This window comes from Aeromonas sp. (assembly GCF_051657805.1).
Taxonomy (GTDB): domain Bacteria; phylum Pseudomonadota; class Gammaproteobacteria; order Enterobacterales; family Aeromonadaceae; genus Aeromonas.
This window is the reverse complement of sequence record NZ_JBOFLJ010000003.1, coordinates 155,577-173,600: the sequence shown is the minus strand read 5'-3', so window position 1 is coordinate 173,600 and position 18,024 is coordinate 155,577. Positions and strand designations below refer to the sequence as shown.

Sequence of the window (18,024 nt, the reverse complement as noted above, 5' to 3'; positions counted from 1 at the left end):
TGAAGCCTCGCAGGCAGAGACCCCATCATGACCGCATCCATGTTTTCCACCCAGCCCGGCCGGTTGCCGGCGGCACGCCCCCATTTCACCCGCATCGAGCGGGTGCTCGACTATATCCATTCCCATCTGGATGAGCCCCTCTCCCTGGAGCAGCTGGCGGAGCAGAGCTGCTGGTCTCGCTGGCAGTTGCAGCGGGTCTTTCTGCATGAGACCGGCTTCACGGTGGCGCAATACGTGCGGGAGCTGAGGCTGAGTCTGGCGGCGCAGGCGCTGCTCTCGACGGGGCAGCGGGTGCTGGATCTGGCGCTCTGCCATGGCTTTGGCTCCGAGGTGAGCTTCAGCCGCGCCTTCAAACAGCAGTTCGGCTGCTCTCCGGCTGCCTATCGCAAGCGGGGACTGAGGCTGGGGCTCGCCATGCCGCTGGCGCGCGCCCAGATCCCTCTGGCCAGCAGCCCGAAATGGGTGCAGGTGAGGGTGGAGAGTCGGCCGGGTTTCGTGTTGCAGGGGGTGAGGGGGGAGATCCGGGGACTGTTTGCCGAGGAGCCCGATTTCCAGCAGACGGTGCCCGCCATCTGGCGCGCCTTCCAGCATCAGGGGCAGCCAGATCCCACCTGCGAGCTGCTGGGGGTGGTGGATGTCTCCCTCGCCAACGAGTCGAGACTGCCCTACTGGGCGGGGCTGGCCGTGGGGGAGGATGCCCCGCAGCCCTCCGGCCTGACCCGGCTGCGGGTACCGCCTCAGAGCTATGCCGTGCTCACCCACGTGGGCCCCATCGGCGAGCTGGCCGAGACCCTCAACTGGTTCATCCTGCACTGGCTGCCGAACTCGGGATACCGGGGGCTGGACGGCTTCGAACTGGAGTCCTATGGTCCCGGCTTCAACGGCCAGCAGGCCGATGCCCGCATGGAGTACTGGTTGCCCATCGCCCCCTGCGAGGAGCCTGCCTCCTCCTAGGGGTGGGGGAGGAAGTGCCGGCTGAAGTCACCGGGGGGGAGGGGCTTGGCGAAGAAGAATCCCTGCTGATAGTCGATGCCGTAGCGGCGCACCATTTCCACCTGATCCCGGGTCTCCACCCCCTCGGCCACCAGCGCCACCTCCATGCGCCGCGCCAGATCCAGGATGTTCTCGACGATGAGACGGGAGGGGCCCTCCTCCTGGATCCCCATGATGAAGCTGCGATCGATCTTGATGATGTCCACGTGAAACTTCTGCAGGTAGGAGAGGCTGGAGTGGCCGGTGCCGAAGTCATCGATAGCCACCAGCACCCCCAGGCGGTCGAGGGCATCGAAGATGGCCAGGGTCTGCTCGTCGCACTCCAGCATCTCCCGCTCGGTGAGCTCCAGCACCAGCCGGATGTCCTGGCCCGGCAGGGCGTCCAGGAAGGCGCGGCACTCGCTCACTATCTCCTGGCTCTTGAAGTGCTGGGCACACACATTGACCGCGACGTGAAAGTTCGGCGGCAGCCGGTCCGCCACGGTGCGCAGATGCTCAAGGGTCTGCTCCATCAACTGGCGGGTCATGGGCACTATGTAGCCGCACTCTTCCGCCAGGGGAATGAACTGGTTGGGGGCTATCATGCCTTGCTCCGGGTGGCGCCAGCGCATCAGCACCTCGCAGCCACGCAGCTGGCCGTCGCTGTCCATCACGGGTTGCAGATAGGGGACGAACTCCCGCGCCGCCAGGGCGCGGGCCAGCTCCCGGCGCGGTGAGCCGCCCCGGCCGCTCAGATGGAAGGTGAGCAGCCCCAGCAGCAGGGCCAGCACCGGAGTGACCAGCAGGGTGTCGCGGTTGTAATCCCAGGCGAAGGCCAGGATCTGCCGGTAGCCGTTGAGGGCCACCAGCCGATAGGGGTGCTCGTCGGAGAGGTTGACGATCAGGTTGCCCCTGTCCGCCAGCAAGGGGGCGGCGCTCTGGGTGCGGCCATAACCGTCGAGGGCCTTGTCTCCCAGGATGAAGAAGAGGTTCTCCTCCCCCTTGACCGCCCGCAGGGCGCCGAAGATGTGAAAGCCGTCCAGCTCGGCCAGCAGGGTGCGCCCGCCGACCTGCTTGCGATAGAGGATGGCGGTCTGGCCCGTGATGGGGCTGTGGCTCGCCAGGATCAGATCCTGCTTGCCGAAGAGATAGTGGGGCAGGTTCTGCTCCTGCAGGGGGCGGTGCAGGGTGGTGCAGAGCAACCGATTGCCTTCCAGCACATAGAGCGCCCTTGCGTAAGGGGAGGCGATGATGAGATCCCGCAGCGCCAGGGTGTTCTCCTTGCAGGCCCGCCCGATCAGCGGGCTCGCCGCATCGAGCAGGGTCTGGCTGTCGTCGATGGCCCCATCGATCATCGCCTCGGCATGGTGCAGACTGCGCTCGTTATCCTTGCGAAGGCCGGCGGCCGCCTGCATCAGGTTCAGGAGGGTCAGCGCGATCAGCAGGCCGACGCCGAGCAGGCCGGCGAGGCGCAGCCGCTGTGCCAGGGTCTCAGTCGGCATGATGTATCCGATCCTTGCCATTGTGCTTGGCCTCGTAAAGCGCCTGATCCACCTTCTCGATGAGCCGGGTGATGGACTCTTGTCGCCACTGGCCTAGCCCGGCGGAGAAGGTCACCACCATGTCGCTCTCACGCCATTGGCGGGTTGCCACCCGCTGGCGCCAGCGCTCCAGCAGGGTGGTGGCCGACTCCTTGTTATGCCCCGGTATGAGGATGGCCAGCTCCTCGCCCCCATAGCGGTAGAGGTTTGCCCGCTTGCCCGCCACCAGCATCCCCTCCTGGGCGACGGTCTGTAGCACAGTATCCCCCATCAGGTGGCCCCGCTGGTCGTTGATGGCCTTGAAGTTGTCCAGATCGACGATGCCGAGGAAGAAGGGCTGGCCGTTGTCGACGCAGGCCCTGAGATCCTGATCGAAGCTGCGGCGATTGAACAAACCGGTGAGAGCATCCGTGGTGGAGGCGGTGATGGCCTCCTGCATCTGATCGTGACCATGCTGGATCTCCTGGCGCAGCAGGTTGTCGGGCTTGTCCAGATCGATGCGACCGACCCGCATCATGGCGACGATCTGGATGATCATCTTGTTGTAGGAGTTGCGCAGGGAACCCCAGCACAGCAGGCAGATCAGCAGACAGACCGGGATCACGATGAGCAGCAGGTAGGCATCGGCCCGGCTGGCGCTCTTGAAGTCCTCGTCGCTGACGGTGTAGATGACGAACCAGTCCGGGTTGGAGAAGGAGTAGTAGTAGAGATGGGTCCGGGTCTGCGGGTCATGGAGGTGATCTTCCCCGTTGGTCATCTTGCCGATGAGGGCGGGATCTATGCTGTGGCGAAACAGGTTGCTCACATCCGAATGGAGCAGGATATCGCCGGCCCTGTCCACCACGTAGAACTCCCCCTTGATGGGGCTCTTCAACTGGCGCAGCGGATAGCTCAGGTGCTCGAGATTGAGATCCATGGCCAGGGTGCCGAGGGGGTAGCCATCCTTGCTGACGATGAGCTGGGAGAAGGAGACGGTCTGCTGCCCGGTCTGCGCATTGGTGTAGTGATCGCTGTAGTTGACGAACAGGCTGCGGGAGGTGGAAGACCTGTACCAGGGGCGCGTGGTGGCATCGAAATCGGCGGCGACCGCCAGGAAGGGGACGGTATTGAAGTGGCCGCGGAGATCGGAGGCGACGATGCTGGTGATATTGGGATTGATGGACAACGTTTGTATCAGCACGGTGCGAAGCGAGGACTGCTCCTCGTTCAGGAACCCCTCCAGCCTTGGCTCGTCGATGAAGTTGCTGGTCTCGTTGAGGATGTACTCCAGCGGCTTGAACTGCTGCTCGATAAACTGGGTCGCCATGTTGTGGACGAACATGGCCGCCATCCCGTGGTACTCCTGCTCGGCCGAGCGCTTGATGATGCAGCTGACGGTCGCCATGCTGGCGATCAGGGTCAGCATGATCACGCCAAAGGAGATATTGAGCTGGGTATTGCAGTTCAGGTCTTTGCTGATGATGTTGTTCATGGCGCTGTCTGGTGGCCTTGTATCGTCTCGAATAGGGCTGATTTTGGGGGGAGGGAGTCTATCGTCATCCCTGTCAACAGGGCTTGACCCGGATCAAGTGAACTGGTGAAAAAAGAGTCATTGCTCTAAACCTGATCCTGACAATCAGGCCTTCCCCTCTCTTTTATGCTGCATTTTCCAGCTTCTACATTGGCCTATGCTGGTTTTGGCGAGATTGGCCACATATGTGCCACCGAGTCTCCCGAGGATCCCCCTCTCCCTCCGCCCCTGACCGCCGCCGTCCATTCGATGCCAGATGACGCCCAACATCCCTGGCACTCCCCGGTTTTCCCGCCAACATGCCCCAAATTGTTAATTCAGGGGCGAAATAGAACAATAAAATGCAAATGAGATTTGTTACTATTCACATGCAGTTGGCAGTCGAGGATCAGATGCAACTTGTTCACCCCCCATTGACCGTGGTCGCCGCGACCATCTCCGCCCTCTTGGCAGGCTCAGCCCTGGCCGCCCCCCAGAGCTCGACCGAGCCGGTGGCCGACGAGACCCTGACCGTGCTGGGCCAGACCTATCGCAACACCGCGACCAAGACCCAGCTCGACCCCATAGAGACGCCCCAGGCCATCTCTGTGGTGGACGGCGAGACCCTGGAGCAGCGCGGCGTCAGCTCGGTGAGCGAGGCCCTGCGCTATGTGCCCGGGGTCAACACCGAGCTGCGGGGTGGCGCCGTCAATCGGCTGGACCTGTTCAATATCCGCGGCTTCGACAACTACCAGAACTTCTACGACGGCCTGCTGCTGCAGTACAACGAGTGGAACCTGCAACCCCAGATAGATCCGGTGGCCATCGAGCAGCTGGAGGTGTTCAAGGGGCCGACTTCCGTGCTCTACGGCAGCATGCCGCCGGGGGGCATGGTCAACCTCATCGCCAAACGCCCCCAGCGGGACGCCAAACACAGCGTGAGCCTGGCCACGGGCACGGGTGCCTTGAAAGAGATGACCCTGGACAGCACGGGGGCCATCAACGAGCGGCTCGTCTACCGGGTGGTGGGGCTGGCCCGCCAGAAGGACGGTCAGGCGGTGACCTCGGAGGAGGAACGCTACGTGTTCGCCCCCTCGCTGGACTGGCAGCTCGGTGAGCGCACCCTGCTGAACCTGAACCTCTATTACCAGAAGGATCCGGAGGCGGGCATCTACACGACTGTACCGGCCAGCGGCTCGGTCAAGAGCAACCCCTTGGGGCAGCTTGGCAGCGACAGCTTCCTCGGCGACGAGAACTGGAACGAGTACAACCGGGACGTGACCCTGCTGGGCTACAAGCTGAGCCACGAATTCAACGACAACTGGCAGGTGCTGCAAAATGCCCGCTACATGGATGCCTCCGCCTATCAGCGCAACACCTATAACGCGCCCCTGGCGGCGGACAATCGCACCGTGGCGCGCAACGCCTACCTGACGGATGAGGATTCCCGCGGTTTCGTCATCGACAACCAGCTGGCGGGCAAGGTGCAGACTGGCAACGCCCAGCACAACCTGCTGCTCGGGGTGGACTACCAGTATCTGGATGCCCACATCCTCTATCGGGACACCCTCGACTACTCCGCCCCCAGCATCGACATGTTCAACCCGAACCACAACCAGATAGTGCCGAGTGCCCTGAATTTCTCCTATGAGGATCGCAAGGTCATTCGTCAGTCCCAGACCGGGGTCTATCTGCAGGATCAGGTGCGCCTGGACAGGTTGGTGGCCATCGGCGGCGCCCGCTACGACAGCTACCGGATGGACACCGACAGCCATACCCTCTACCAGGGAGCGGCCAGCGAGTCTCTTGCGAAGATCGATCAGGACAACCTCTCCTTCCGTCTCGGCGCCCTGTACGAGCTGGACTATGGCTTCTCTCCCTATGTGAGTTACGCCGAGAGCTTCGAACCTGTGCCTGGGGCGGACAAGAACGGCAAGGCGTTCGACCCCTCCACCGGCCAACAGTGGGAGGGGGGTGTCAAGTTCCTCTCCGAGGACATGAGCAAGACCTTCACCGTTGCCGCCTTCCATATCACCAAGGAGAACGCCCTGGTGACGGATCCGGACAACATCTACGGGCCCAAGCTGCAGACCGGCGAGATCGTCTCCAAGGGCATAGAGCTGGAGGGGCGGATGGATCTCACCAGCAACCTGGATCTGGCCCTGAGCTACACCCGCCAGGACATGGAGATCACCCGCGACACTACGGATCTGCAGGGCAAGACCCCGGTCTGGGTGCCCAAGCAGATGGCGTCCTTGTGGAGCAACTACCATGGTGGCGGCAGCCTGCAGGGCATGCGCATCGGCGCCGGCCTGCGCTACGTGGGTGAAGCCCAGCTCGATGCCGCCAACACGGACACGGTGCCGGATTATCTCCTGATGGACATGTCGGCGGCCTACGATCTGGCCGAGCTGAGCCAGAGCCTGAAAGGGGTTCAGGCGTCGCTTAGCGCCATCAACCTCTTTAACAAGACCTACTACTCCTGCTACGACCAGAACAACTGCTGGTTTGGCGCCGAGCGCAACCTGGAGGCGAGACTCAAATACGCATTCTAACCCTGCGTCCCGGCCCGCGGCCGGGCTTATCCCGCCCGGGTTCGCCCTCCCGCGAGCCCGGTACCGTGCCAGCCCATGGGCAGGGCGGCATGCCCATGGGCGAGGGCCTTGGCAGCTTGGCGGCCCGGACCCGGGCCCGTCATCTGGCGGATCATCAGGCCCTGTGCGCCGCCGCCTCGTCCCTCATCGCCTCCCTCAAGGGGGAGCCGGTGGCCGGGGAGACGTCGCTGCTGGTGGCGAGCGGCACTCGCCAGCCGGCCCCCGAGCTGGCTCGGGCGCTGCACGAATATTGGCGCCAGGCCTACCCGGAGGCGGGCCCGGCCTATTGGCTGACCCGCAGCTGGGGCATGCTCTGCTGGCAATCCATCTACCTCGCCATGGTCGCCGTCTATCGGGTCGGCGCCGTGCCGGCCCTGGACAGGCTGGGGCAGGGGTATCAGGCCGGGCTGGTGTCCGGTTTCACCTTGCCGGTGGAACCCATGATCACCGGGGAGCGGGAGGTCTTGATCGCGGCGGCGGGCACTCGGCTGCGCACCCACTGGCAGCAGCTGTTCGAGCTGATGGGGGGCGTGCAGCGGCTGAGGCCAGGCTTCATCCGCCCGCTGTTGGCGGACGATCTGCTGGCGGCCCTGGTGCGGGTGTCTGACTTCTTCGGCGAGATCAGCCGGGAGGAGGTGGCGGCCCATGCGCCGCTCTGGCTCGCCGCCTGCGGCTTGCCGAGCGAGCACCTGGCGGGCTGGAACTCGCTGCAAGCATCACCAGGGGTGGAGGTTGTCCCCGGCTATGTGCGCCAGCGCTGCTGCCTGCACTACAAGCGCCGGGACGGCGAGCTCTGTGGCAACTGCCCGCGCCGGCAGGGCGCCCTGAGTTGTGATGAGGATTGATGGCCGAGGTTCGCCCCGGGGTTGATGACGATATGTGAAAGCCGCCCCATAGGGGCGGCTTTTTTATTGGGGGAACGGCGTCTCTGGCAGGGGCGCCGTCGATAGGGCCTGCTGGCCTGGCTTCGTATGGCCGAGCGGAGGCGCGCGGGTCTGGGCCCAGGGGGTCCGCGACCCTCCGGGTTGTTTATACGCTGGTTTGGCTCGCCCCCATCTTGGTGCGGATACGCTCGAACAGGCTCTGCAGGCAGGCCTGATCCTTGTCGGCGGCGCGCACGGCGCCATACATATGGCGGCGGATCCCCTGGCCCAGGGGTCTGGCCTCGAGCAACCCTTGGCGCACGAACTCATCGCTGGCCCAGCGGGGCAGGGCGGCGACCCCGAGCCCGGCGGCGGCCATCTGCAGCATGACGGAGGTGTTGTCCACCGTCTTGCAGCGGGCGGGTTCAACCCCGGCCGGCTGCAGGAAGCGGCTGAACACGTCCATGCGGGCCCGCTCCACCGGGTAGACCAGCAGCACTTCCTGCAGCAGATCTATCGGCTCTATCTTGGTCTTGTGGCATAGCCTGCTGTCAGGGGCCATCACCAGTGTCAGTTCGAAGGAGAAGAGCGGCTCGAAGTGGAGATCCCCGCGGGTATGCACATCCGAGATGAGCAGCAGATCGAGCTGGCCGCCGAGCAGGGCTCCTATGGTATCGAAGCCGGGCACGGACTCTACCTCCAGATCCACCCCGGGCCACTGGCGGCGAAAATCCGGCAACAGCGGCAGCAGCCACTGGATGCAGCTGTGGCAATCCAGGGCCAGATGCAGCCTGCCCGCATCCCCGCTGTGCAGGGCCTGCAACTGCTTCTCGGTCTGGGCCAGGGCGGGCAGCACCTGACGGGCCAGGGCCAGCAACTGCTGACCCGCCGCCGTCAGCACCAGGGGGCGGCTCTTGCGCAGGTAAAGCTCGAGGTTGAGGCGAGTCTCCAACTCCTTGAGCTGATGGGAGAGGGCGGACTGGGTGAGACTCAGGCTCAGGGCCGCCCCGGCCAGTGAGCCCTGTTCGGCCAGCGCACTGATGGTCTTCAGATGCCTGATGTCGATGTTCAGATTGCTGGTGGGATTGGGCACACCCATGGCAGAACTCCTTGTCGTGTGGGTTGCAGCGGCGCTGACGTCCCCCTCATCTGACGCGACCCCGGGCCTTGCGTCAGTTGAGGATTTCTTGAGAGCCAGTTGAAGAGGATTCAATAGCCAAGGCCACCTTATCTCGACATTCTAGATGTGTAAACATCTGGATGGCCAAACCATCCAGTTTCCCATCAGATGAACGAGCATAAGGAATTGGACCTATGACCTGCGCACACACTCTCGGTTTCCCCCGTATCGGCGCCAAGCGCGAGCTGAAATTTGCCCTCGAATCCTACTGGCGTGGGGAGACCAGCCAGGCAGAACTCATCGCCGTGGGCAAGGGCCTGCGTGAGCGCCACTGGCAGGCCCAGCGCACCGCCGGGGTCAGCCTGCTGCCGGTCGGCGATTTCGCCTGGTACGATCAGGTGCTCGGCACCAGCCTGCTGGTGGATGCCGTGCCTGAGCGTCACCGTCATGGCGACACCGATCTCGACACCCTGTTCCGGGTGGCCCGTGGCCGCGCACCGACCGGCCCCAGCGCCGCCGCCGCCGAGATGACCAAGTGGTTCAACACCAACTACCACTACCTGGTGCCCGAGTTCAGCCGGGATCAGCGCTTCAAACTGGGCTGGAGCCAGCTGTTTGACGAGGTGGAAGAGGCCAAGGCCCTGGGGCTCCCGGTCAAGGCGGCGCTGCTCGGCCCCGTCTCCTATCTGTGGCTAGGCAAGGAGAAAGAGAGCGGCTTCTCCCGTCTCGAATTGCTGGATCGTCTGCTGGTCGTCTACCAGGAGATCCTGGCCAAGTTGGCGTCCAAAGGCGTCGAGTGGGTGCAGATCGATGAGCCGGCCCTGACCCTGGATCTGCCGGACGAGTGGCGCCTGGCCTATCTCAAGGCCTATGAGCGCCTGGTGGGCCCCTGCAAGCTGCTGCTCACCACCTATTTCGGCTCCGTGGCCCATCAGCGCGACATCATCACCAGCCTGAAGGTGGACGGCCTGCACCTGGATCTGGTGGCCGCCCCGGAGCAGCTGGAGTCCCTGGTGCCCCATCTGCCGGCCCAGTGGGTACTCTCCGCCGGCGTCATCAACGGCCGCAACGTCTGGCGTGCCAACCTGGGCAAGCTGGCACCGACCCTGAAGGCACTGAAGGCCAAGCTCGGCGAACGGCTCTGGGTGGGCTCCTCCTGCTCCCTGCTGCACAGCCCGGTAGATTTGACGCTGGAGCACGAGTTGGACGCCCAGACCCGCAGCTGGTTCGCCTTCGCCCTGCAGAAGTGCTACGAGTTGGGGCTGCTCGCTGAATATCTCAATGGTGGGGATCTCGACAAGATAGCGGCCTACAGCCAGCCCATCGTCGATCGGGAGTCCGACAGCCGGGTGCACAAGAAGGCGGTGCAGTCACGGCTCGCCAGCCTCACCAACAGCGACTTCGATCGCCAGAACGCTTACCCGGTGCGGGCCGAGGTGCAGCGTACGGATCTCAAGCTGCCGCTCCTGCCCACCACCACCATAGGCTCCTTCCCGCAGACCGCCGAGATCCGGGCGCTGCGACAGGAGTGGCGTGCCGGCCGTATCGGCGATGGTGCCTACGAGGCGGGCATTCAGGCCCAGATCAAGGATGCGATCGAACGTCAGGAAGCCATCGGGCTGGATGTGCTGGTGCACGGCGAGGCCGAGCGCAACGACATGGTGGAGTACTTCGGTGAGCTGCTGGACGGCTTTGCCATCACCCGTTTCGGCTGGGTGCAGAGCTATGGCTCCCGCTGCGTCAAGCCGCCGGTGATCACCCGTGACATCGACCGGCCGACCCCCATGACACTCGAATGGACTAAGTTTGCCCAGAGCCTGACCGACAAGCCGGTCAAGGGCATGCTGACCGGCCCGGTCACCATCCTCTGTTGGTCCTTCCCGCGGGAAGACGTGAGCCGCGAGCAGTCCGCCCTGCAAATTGGCCTGGCCATTCGCGACGAGGTGGCGGATCTCGAAGCCGCCGGCATCAAGATCATCCAGATCGACGAACCGGCCATCCGCGAGGGGCTGCCCCTTCGCAAGCAGGATCATCAGGCGTATCTGGATTGGGCGGTACGTGCCTTCCGCCTGAGCGCGAGCCCTGTGGTGGACAGCACCCAGATCCACACCCACATGTGTTACAGCGACTTCAACCTCATCATAGAGGCGGTGGCGGCGCTCGATGCGGACGTCATCACCATAGAGACCAGCCGCAGCCAGATGCAGTTGCTCGAGGCGTTCGAGCGCTTCAACTACCCGAACGAGATCGGCCCCGGCGTCTACGACATCCACTCGCCGAACGTGCCGAGCCAGGTCTGGATCGAGGAGCTGATCCGCAAGGCGGCCAAACAGATCCCGGCCGAGCGGCTCTGGGTCAACCCGGATTGCGGCCTCAAGACCCGCGGCTGGGAAGAGACCACAGCCGCCCTCAAGGTGATGGTGGAGGCGACCAAGGCGCTGCGTGCCGAGCTGGCCTGAGCAAGCCCATCACGGGGCTGAGCGTGAGGAGAGAATACGGAAATAACGAAGGAGGGAAGGCGCGAGCCTTCCCTCTTTTTTTATCCGCCATGGGCGCCGGTCAGGTGCAGCAAGGGGGGGATCTGCGGGGATGGACTGGGAGTTGCTACCCAAGGGCGTGGCGCCGGGGCCTGCGCCAGGGTGGCGCCTAGCCAGGGCGGGTCGAGGGGAATGGCATTGCGATCCCCGATCACCTGATTGCGGTGTCGGGGCCCGAGGCAGCCGTAGCGCTCGGGGTTTGTCTGGGTGAAGAGGCCGAGGCAGGGCACGCCGCTGGCGGCCGCCAGATGGAGCGGGCCCGTGTCGGCGCTGATGAAGAGCCGCAGATCCTGGGTGAAGCGCACCAGCTCGACGAGGTTCGGCAGGGCGAGCTGGCAGTCCCCGAGTGCGGGCATGGGATCGGCCGGGTCGGTGAGCTGGATCAGCAGGGCGTCCGGACAGTGGCGGCGCAAGTCCCAGAGCAGGCGCTGCCACTGGGACTGGGAGAGCCCCTTGCCCTTGCGGGCGCCGGTGAAAAAGCCCACGAAGGGGCGGCCCGGATAGGCCTCGGCAAGGGCCGTGAGAGGGGCGCTGGGACCTGGCGCCCCTCCCAGCACTATGGGGTCCGCCAGGCTGGCCTGCCTGCCGAGCAGTTGCAGCGGTTGGTGGGCGTAGTGACGGCTGTCGTCGGGGGCCAGGGGCTGTTCAAAGAGCAGATCTCCATTGGCATCGTCGAAACCCAACTTCTCGGCCCCCCGCACCCAGGCGGCGATCAGATGATCCGTGCTGGAGGCAAACGGCACATAGACCCTGTCGTAGTGCTGACGGCGCAGGCGCCAGAGCGCCGGCAGGGCCGTCAGCAGATGCTTGCCCTGCAGGCGCAGCAAGTGAAGACGCTGGAGCCGGCACTGGGCGAAGAAGGGGAGCAGGGGACCGCCGCTGCATACCAGCTCGATCTCGGCCTTGGGGTGGGCACTGCGCAGGGCGTGCAAGAAGGGCAGCAGGAACAGGTTGTTGCCGATGCGGTTGGTGCTGCGGATGACGAGGATCCGGCGTGCCGCCGGCTGGGGGCCGGGCAGCTTGCCCCGGCGGGCAAGCCAGGCGAGGAAGGCGCGTTCAAGCCCTTGTGTCCAGCAACGTCGCCGGCCGTCGAAGCGACGCAGGGCATCTCTGAGGGTGCTCATGTGGAGTGACTCCGTGAGTGAGGATGCGCTCAGGGTGACGGGGGAGCATTAAGGGGGAATTAAGGCCGCAGCCCGTTGAAAGGGTTTTTCCTGGCAACCAGCCGTGCTGGCAATGGGGAGGGGGAAGTCGTTAATATTGCGCATTTGAAATAAACCTTATCGCCGCGGGAGCAGGATGAAGTTCAGGGATTTTTTGCCGGTATCGACCAATACCGGTCTCAGAGAGTGTGTGGTGGGGGCCCTGGGGGCCTTCATCGGCTTGTGCGGGACGGGTCTGCTCTGTCGATGGGCGCTCGGGATAGAGGCGCATTGGCTGATAGCCCCCATGGGGGCCTCCGCCGTCCTGTTGTTCGCCGCGCCGGCAAGCCCCCTGGCCCAGCCCTGGTCCATCCTGGTGGGCAACGGGGTCTCTGCCCTGATGGGGGTGGCCAGCGCCGCCCTGGTGCCGGATCCGGCCCTTGCCTCGGCCTTGGCGGTGACGCTGGCCATAGGCGCCATGTTCCTGACCCGCAGCCTGCATCCCCCCGGCGGCGCCGTGGCTCTGACCGCCGTCATCGGGGGGGAAGGTATCCGCCAACTGGGGCTGGGCTATGTGCTCCTGCCCGTGCTCATCAACTCATCCCTGCTGCTGGTTCTGGGCTTGTGCTACAACCGCTTGTTGGGGCGTCGCTACCCCAACGGCGCCAAGGTCGCCCCCAACCTCCACCAGACCGCGGATCCCCAGCCGAGCGCCCGCCTCGCCAGCGCCACCGACATCGATTTCGCCCTCAAGCAGCACGGGGAGCTGCTCGATATCAGCCGCCAGGATCTGCAGGCGCTGCTGCAAGAGGCGCAGTTGCACGCCCTGCGCGAGCGGGTCGGCACCGTGCGCTGCCTGGACGTGATGTCGAAAGATCTGGTGGTGACCTCGCCGGACGAGCCGGCCATGGCGGCCTGGCAATTGCTCTCCCACCACAGGATCAAGGCGCTGCCCGTGGTGGAAGGGGAACGATTGGTGGGGATCCTCACCCTGCATGACCTCATGATCGACAAGGAGCAGCAGCCCCGCGGCCTGCAGGCGTTGGAGACCCAGAGGGTGGCGGCGTTGATGACCAGTGCTGTACGCACGGCCCAGAGCCATCAGCCGCTCCATGATCTGGTGACGGCCTTCTCCGATGGCGGCCTGCACCATATGCCGGTGCTGGAGGGGGAGCGGCTGGTGGGGATCCTGACCCAGTCGGATATGGTGGCCGCCCTGTTCAACCTGGCGCTACGGCCGGTATGGGCGGACGAGGAGGCTCCCCCGCTCATCGACAGATAAAAACAGGCCCCTTGCGGGGCCTTTTTTGTGGCTAACGTCGACTCAAGGGGTCACGTCTGGGGTTGTGTAGACGGTCTCCCCCTGAAACACGGTGCGTTCGACCCGGGTCTCGGCGATCTTCTCCGGGGTGCCGGCATGGATCAGGGCGTAGAGGTCCCTGTCCAGCACGATGAAGTCCGCCGACTTGCCCACCTCGATGGAGCCGGTGATCTCCCCCTGACGCACCGCCCTGGCGCCGTTGATGGTGTAGGCGGCCAGCATCTCGGTGAGGGAGATGCGCTGGCTAGCGCGGTATTCGTCACCACTGCCGGCGGCCTTGATGATGCCGGCGGCCATGTTCTCGAACGGGCGGGGATCCCGGCTGTCCACAGGCGCATCGCTGCCTGCCACCAGCACGGCGCCCGCCTTGCGCGAACTCTCCACCGGGTAGAGGGCTTCGTGCAGGTAGCCGAGGGGATCGTAGAGGGCCTCGCTCAACGGCTGACCCGCCCTGGTGGGCTGGATGAAGGGGGTCACCAGCATGTCGTAGGCGAGCTGGGGCGTGGTCCAGGCGTAGGTGAAGGTGAGATAGAGTCCGAGCTCCCCGAGGCGTTTCTGATCGTCCGGGTGAACCACCTGAAGGTGGGCCAGGGTGTGGGGAATGCCGTGCTCACCGTTGCTGGCGCGGGCCGCGCTCAGCGCATCCAGTCCCATCCGGGTGCTGCGATCGCCGATGCTGTGCATGTGAATGCTGAATCCCTCCTTGTCCAGGGCGCCCACGTAGCGCTTCAGATCCCCATCGCTGTAGTTGACGATGCCGTTGCTGCCCGCATCCTCGCTGTCGGCTGTGATGGTCACCGCGCCGCTGCCGGTGTCCATGGCGAGGTGGGGTCTGTGGTAATTCTCCAGCATGCCGGCGTTGGGCAGGAAGACAGGATCGGTGAAGGGATCCCCCTCGATCACGCCGTCGAGAAAGATCTTGACCGCATCGGCCTTGATGAGGGGATTGTCTGCGAAAGACTCCCTGACTTCGCGAGCCTTGGCGAGGCGAGCCCCCAGATCCAGGGGGCCGGCATAATCCTCGGCATGGAAGCAGGTGGCGGCGGTGACCCGCATGTGCAGCAGATCCTGCCCCTGCATGTTTCGCAGCCGCTGGCGAATGAAATCGGTGGCGCAGGCGTCCTGAATGCCGGTGATGCCGCGCGACGCCATCAGCTCCGAGATGGCGGGCAGGATCTTGTCGTACTGGGCGGCGGCCTGATCGTCGCTCGCGCTCAGCACGTCGGTGTCGGGCACGGGGATGGCGCTGCGGGCCCCGTCGCGGATGACGCCGCTGGCGAGATCCACATAGGGGATGAAGGCCTCGAACACGCCTCCCGGTGCCAGGCTGGCGCCGTTGAAGCCGACCGTGTTGCCGTCCTGGTCTGCCGCCAGGGCCAGGGCCCGGGAGTTGTAGGCGCTGGCGTGACCGTCGACTCCGGCCAGCATTACCGGGTTGTCCGGCGCCGCCGCATCGAGCGCCGCCAGCAGGGTGGCATGGGTGGCGGTCGGGGTGTTGCCATCATAGGGGGACCACTGGTTGACCACCAGCCACTCCCCGGGCTTGGGGGCGTAGCGGGGCAAACACTCCCTGACGCTGGCGGCAAGCTCGTCCAGATCGACGCTCTGGCCGTCGAGATCGCACATGTCGAGTGCGACCGTGCCGAGCAGATGGATGTGGTTGTCGTGCAGGCCCGGCAGCACCATGCGACCCCGCAGATCCACCACCTGGGTGCCCTTGTTCTGATAGGCCTCGGCACCGTCACGGGAGCCCACGTAGACGAACTTGCCGCCCTGCACCACCATGGCCTCGGCCTGACTGCCTTGCCCGTCCTGGGTGTGGATCTTGCCGTTGAGGTAGAGGGTGTTCGGGGTCTGGGGTGTGCTGCTGTTCTCCTGCTGGCAACCGCCGAGCAGGGTGCCCAGCAGCAGGGTGCCCATCAGGCGGGGCAGGGGGCCCAGCCTTAGTTGTTTGCTATCCATAGCGTGCTCTCCTTGGGTTAATTGCAGTATTTACTGCATATATGAGCACCCTTGTTTATTGCAGCTATTCTGATAAATGCCAGTGATTGCTGCACTTTTTTTGGCTTGTGTTTACCTCATCACATCATGTAGTTATGGCGAGCAGTGAGGGCGAGTCGGCCTGACAGCGGAGAAGTCTTGATGGAACATCTATTGCCGAGCGAGCTCTGCATGCGGCGCCAGCCGAGGCAGCAGCGCAGCCTGGAGGCGGCGAGCCGTATCGAGCAGGCCACCATGGCGCTGCTGCAGGAGCAGGGGTTCGCGGCGCTCAACACCAATGCCATCGCCGAGCGGGCCGGGGTAGGCATCAAGTCGCTCTATCACCTCTATCCCAACAAGGAGGCGATCATCTGCCGCCTCGCCATGGACTGGTTGGCGGCGGTGTGCGAGGCGCAGGAGGCGATCCGCGAGCAGGCCCTGAGCTGGCCCCAGACCCTGCAGATGCTGGACGAGGCCCTGACGGCCCTGGACGAGCGCTTCGTCGGCTACGGGGCGCTCTGGCAGGCGATGGATCTCATCCCCGCCCTGCACGGGGTGGAGCAGGAGCACGAGCGGGGCCAGATAGCCTTCTGGTCGGAGCGGCTGCGCCACTTCGGTTGCCGCTGGCCCGAGCCCGAACTTATCACCCTGGTGCGCTACTTCTATCGGACGACGGACGTGGCCAAGCAGTGCACCAAGGGGCAGGGGGAGCCGGGTGTGCTGATGTGGCAACTTCACAGGCGCTGGTGTGAGCAACTGATCGGTGCCGCCATCGCGGAGCCGGATCCGTCCCTTGTCTGGTGCGTCCTCCCCGGCCTGACATCGGGCTGATCCCGTGCGAGTCAGGTCATCCAGCGCCAAGACCTGTGATGAAGGACAAAGGCTTGACCAAAAACAGAGAGGGAGTGCCAGGCACTCCCTCTCTGTCTTGAGGCTAGGCTCGGCCCCTAGCCGTAGCGTGCCAGGGTCAACCCCTCGTCGCTGATGGCGGGGGCGCTGCCGCTGATGAGATCCGCCAGCAGCTGGCCCGAGCCCGCCGCCATGGTCCAGCCCAGGGTGCCGTGACCCGTGTTGAGCCAGAGCCCAGGGATGGGGCTCTGCCCCACCAGGGGCGTACCGTCCGGCGTCATGGGGCGCAGCCCGGTCCAGAACTCGGCACGGGGGAGATCGCCGCCATCGGGGAAGAGATCCCGTACCACCATGGCCAGGGTGTCGTGGCGCCTGGGGTTGAGCGCGAGGTTGAAGCCGCTGAGCTCCGCCATGCCGCCGACCCGGATCCGCTCATCGAAGCGGGTGATGGCGACCTTGTAGGTTTCGTCCAGCACTGTGCTGCGTGGGGCTGCGTCAGGATTGACCATCGGCAGGGTGAGGGAGTAGCCCTTGACCGGGTAGACGGGCAGGGCGAGGCCGAGGGGGCGCAGGAAGCCGGTGCCATAGCTGCCCAGCGCACAGATGATGGCATCGGCCTGCCAGCGCCGCTCACCGGCCCGCACCGCCACGGCGCGGCCGTCGGTCAGCTCGATCTCGTCGATGGCGCAGTCGAAGACGAACTCCACCCCGAGGCGTCTGGCCTCTGCCGCCAATCCATGGGTGAAGCGGTAGCAGTCGCCGGTCTCGTCCCCGGGCAGGCGCAGGCCCCCCGCTATCTTGCCGCGTACCCGTGCCAGGGCGGGTTCGGCCTGCTCGCAGCCGGCGGCATCCAGCGCCTCGTAGGGGACGCCGTATTCAGCCAGCACCTCGATGTCCCGCTTGCTGGCGTCCAGCTGAGCCTGGCTTCGAAACAGCTGTAGGGTGCCGAGTTGGCGCCCCTCATAATCGAGCGTCAGCTCATCTCGCAGCGCCTTCATGCAGTCGCGGCTGTATTCGGCGAGGCGCACCATGCGCCCCTTGTTGGTGGCGTAGGCGGTGGGGGTGCAGTTGGCAAACATCTGCAGCATCCAGCGAAGCTGGAAGGGATCCGAGGTGGGGCGCACCGTGAAGGGAGCATGTTTTTGCAGCAGCCATTTCGCCGCCTTGAGGGGAATGCCGGGGGCCGCCCAGGGGGAGGCGTAACCCGGGGAGATCTGCCCCGCGTTGGCGTGGCTGGTTTCAAGCGCTACCCCGCTTCGGCGCTCCAGCAGGGTCACCTGATGGCCCGCCTTGGCCAGATACCAGGCGCTGGTCACCCCGATGACTCCCCCACCCATTACCACTATCTTCATCACATCGTCCTTGTTATGACCGCTTGCGCGGGATTCACGCCTTCCCGGCCTGAGGCCGGGGCAATGGAGATCACGGTATCATCGGCAGCGGGATCGGCAAATCCGTTGCCTTGAAAATGTGATTTATCACCGTATTAACATCCAAAGCCAGTGTTTGATGAGGTTCAGTGACATTGGATTGACATTTCAGGCTACGAGAAAAGGAGGGGGCTGCGGGCTTGTCAGGGGAGGAGGAAACACGGCACAAACAAAAACCGCAGGGCA

General features: G+C 64.8%; 12 protein-coding genes. 6 read left to right on the top strand and 6 right to left on the bottom strand.

Translation table 11 applies throughout. From position 1 onward, the window contains the following. Nucleotides 1-27: 27 nt before the first annotated feature. Nucleotides 28-954 carry a helix-turn-helix domain-containing protein gene (locus tag ACRCYW_RS01110; protein WP_438548347.1) on the top strand — a complete coding sequence of 309 codons (927 nt, stop codon included), beginning with the start codon at nucleotides 28-30 and terminating at the stop codon, nucleotides 952-954. Here the strand turns inward: ACRCYW_RS01110 and ACRCYW_RS01105 are convergent. Together ACRCYW_RS01105 and ACRCYW_RS01100 are read right to left on the bottom strand one after the other, a co-directional pair. Further along, nucleotides 951-2,474 (bottom strand): EAL domain-containing protein, encoded by a 1,524-nt coding sequence (locus ACRCYW_RS01105; RefSeq protein ID WP_438548346.1) that lies wholly within the window; start codon nucleotides 2,472-2,474, stop codon nucleotides 951-953. The genes ACRCYW_RS01110 and ACRCYW_RS01105 overlap by 4 nt on opposite strands. Beyond that, nucleotides 2,464-3,984, bottom strand: a complete 1,521-nt coding sequence (locus ACRCYW_RS01100; protein ID WP_438548345.1) for a sensor domain-containing diguanylate cyclase — start codon at nucleotides 3,982-3,984, stop codon at nucleotides 2,464-2,466. The genes ACRCYW_RS01105 and ACRCYW_RS01100 overlap by 11 nt, the downstream gene beginning before the upstream one ends. 431 nt (nucleotides 3,985-4,415) lie before the next feature. Between ACRCYW_RS01100 and ACRCYW_RS01095 the strand changes: the two genes are divergently transcribed. Together ACRCYW_RS01095 and ACRCYW_RS01090 are read left to right on the top strand one after the other, a co-directional pair. Then, entirely contained in the window at nucleotides 4,416-6,557 is a 2,142-nt protein-coding gene (locus ACRCYW_RS01095; RefSeq protein ID WP_438548344.1) for a TonB-dependent siderophore receptor, read from the top strand. Between the two features lie 95 nt (nucleotides 6,558-6,652). Further along, entirely contained in the window at nucleotides 6,653-7,441 is a 789-nt protein-coding gene (locus ACRCYW_RS01090; protein WP_438548585.1) for a siderophore ferric iron reductase, read from the top strand. A gap of 184 nt (nucleotides 7,442-7,625) precedes the next feature. Here ACRCYW_RS01090 and ACRCYW_RS01085 read toward each other — a convergent pair whose 3' ends face one another. Then, nucleotides 7,626-8,558 (bottom strand): LysR substrate-binding domain-containing protein, encoded by a 933-nt coding sequence (locus ACRCYW_RS01085; protein ID WP_438548343.1) that lies wholly within the window; start codon nucleotides 8,556-8,558, stop codon nucleotides 7,626-7,628. Between the two features lie 215 nt (nucleotides 8,559-8,773). On the opposite strand from ACRCYW_RS01085, the gene metE reads away from it, so the two are divergent. Continuing rightward, nucleotides 8,774-11,038: a 5-methyltetrahydropteroyltriglutamate--homocysteine S-methyltransferase gene (gene metE / locus ACRCYW_RS01080; RefSeq protein WP_438548342.1), complete on the top strand. Its 2,265-nt coding sequence runs from the start codon at nucleotides 8,774-8,776 to the stop codon at nucleotides 11,036-11,038. Between the two features lie 80 nt (nucleotides 11,039-11,118). Here the strand turns inward: metE and ACRCYW_RS01075 are convergent, their stop codons facing one another. Next, nucleotides 11,119-12,240 (bottom strand): glycosyltransferase family 9 protein, encoded by a 1,122-nt coding sequence (locus ACRCYW_RS01075; protein WP_438548341.1) that lies wholly within the window; start codon nucleotides 12,238-12,240, stop codon nucleotides 11,119-11,121. Between the two features lie 175 nt (nucleotides 12,241-12,415). Between ACRCYW_RS01075 and ACRCYW_RS01070 the strand changes: the two genes are divergently transcribed. Further along, nucleotides 12,416-13,540 (top strand): HPP family protein, encoded by a 1,125-nt coding sequence (locus ACRCYW_RS01070; protein ID WP_438548340.1) that lies wholly within the window; start codon nucleotides 12,416-12,418, stop codon nucleotides 13,538-13,540. Nucleotides 13,541-13,582: 42 nt separating this feature from the next. Here the strand turns inward: ACRCYW_RS01070 and ACRCYW_RS01065 are convergent, their stop codons facing one another. Next, nucleotides 13,583-15,541, bottom strand: a complete 1,959-nt coding sequence (locus ACRCYW_RS01065) for an amidohydrolase (RefSeq protein ID WP_438548339.1) — start codon at nucleotides 15,539-15,541, stop codon at nucleotides 13,583-13,585. Between the two features lie 210 nt (nucleotides 15,542-15,751). Here ACRCYW_RS01065 and ACRCYW_RS01060 point away from each other — a divergent pair, with 210 nt between their 5' ends. Then, the gene (locus ACRCYW_RS01060) at nucleotides 15,752-16,390 is read left to right on the top strand and encodes a TetR/AcrR family transcriptional regulator (protein WP_438548584.1); all 639 of its coding nucleotides are present in this window, start codon (nucleotides 15,752-15,754) and stop codon (nucleotides 16,388-16,390) included. 116 nt (nucleotides 16,391-16,506) lie between these two features. Here ACRCYW_RS01060 and ACRCYW_RS01055 read toward each other — a convergent pair whose 3' ends face one another. Further along, nucleotides 16,507-17,760 (bottom strand): D-amino acid dehydrogenase, encoded by a 1,254-nt coding sequence (locus ACRCYW_RS01055; protein ID WP_438548338.1) that lies wholly within the window; start codon nucleotides 17,758-17,760, stop codon nucleotides 16,507-16,509. Nucleotides 17,761-18,024 lie beyond the last annotated feature (264 nt).

Coding starts and splice junctions, on each gene's coding strand:
- ACRCYW_RS01110 (WP_438548347.1), top strand. CDS start 28: ATGACCGCATCCATGTTTTCCACCCAGCCCGGCCGGTTGCCGGCGGCA.
- ACRCYW_RS01105 (WP_438548346.1), bottom strand. CDS start 2,474: ATGCCGACTGAGACCCTGGCACAGCGGCTGCGCCTCGCCGGCCTGCTC.
- ACRCYW_RS01100 (WP_438548345.1), bottom strand. CDS start 3,984: ATGAACAACATCATCAGCAAAGACCTGAACTGCAATACCCAGCTCAAT.
- ACRCYW_RS01095 (WP_438548344.1), top strand. CDS start 4,416: ATGCAACTTGTTCACCCCCCATTGACCGTGGTCGCCGCGACCATCTCC.
- ACRCYW_RS01090 (WP_438548585.1), top strand. CDS start 6,653: ATGGGCGAGGGCCTTGGCAGCTTGGCGGCCCGGACCCGGGCCCGTCAT.
- ACRCYW_RS01085 (WP_438548343.1), bottom strand. CDS start 8,558: ATGGGTGTGCCCAATCCCACCAGCAATCTGAACATCGACATCAGGCAT.
- metE (WP_438548342.1), top strand. CDS start 8,774: ATGACCTGCGCACACACTCTCGGTTTCCCCCGTATCGGCGCCAAGCGC.
- ACRCYW_RS01075 (WP_438548341.1), bottom strand. CDS start 12,240: ATGAGCACCCTCAGAGATGCCCTGCGTCGCTTCGACGGCCGGCGACGT.
- ACRCYW_RS01070 (WP_438548340.1), top strand. CDS start 12,416: ATGAAGTTCAGGGATTTTTTGCCGGTATCGACCAATACCGGTCTCAGA.
- ACRCYW_RS01065 (WP_438548339.1), bottom strand. CDS start 15,541: ATGGATAGCAAACAACTAAGGCTGGGCCCCCTGCCCCGCCTGATGGGC.
- ACRCYW_RS01060 (WP_438548584.1), top strand. CDS start 15,752: ATGCGGCGCCAGCCGAGGCAGCAGCGCAGCCTGGAGGCGGCGAGCCGT.
- ACRCYW_RS01055 (WP_438548338.1), bottom strand. CDS start 17,760: ATGAAGATAGTGGTAATGGGTGGGGGAGTCATCGGGGTGACCAGCGCC.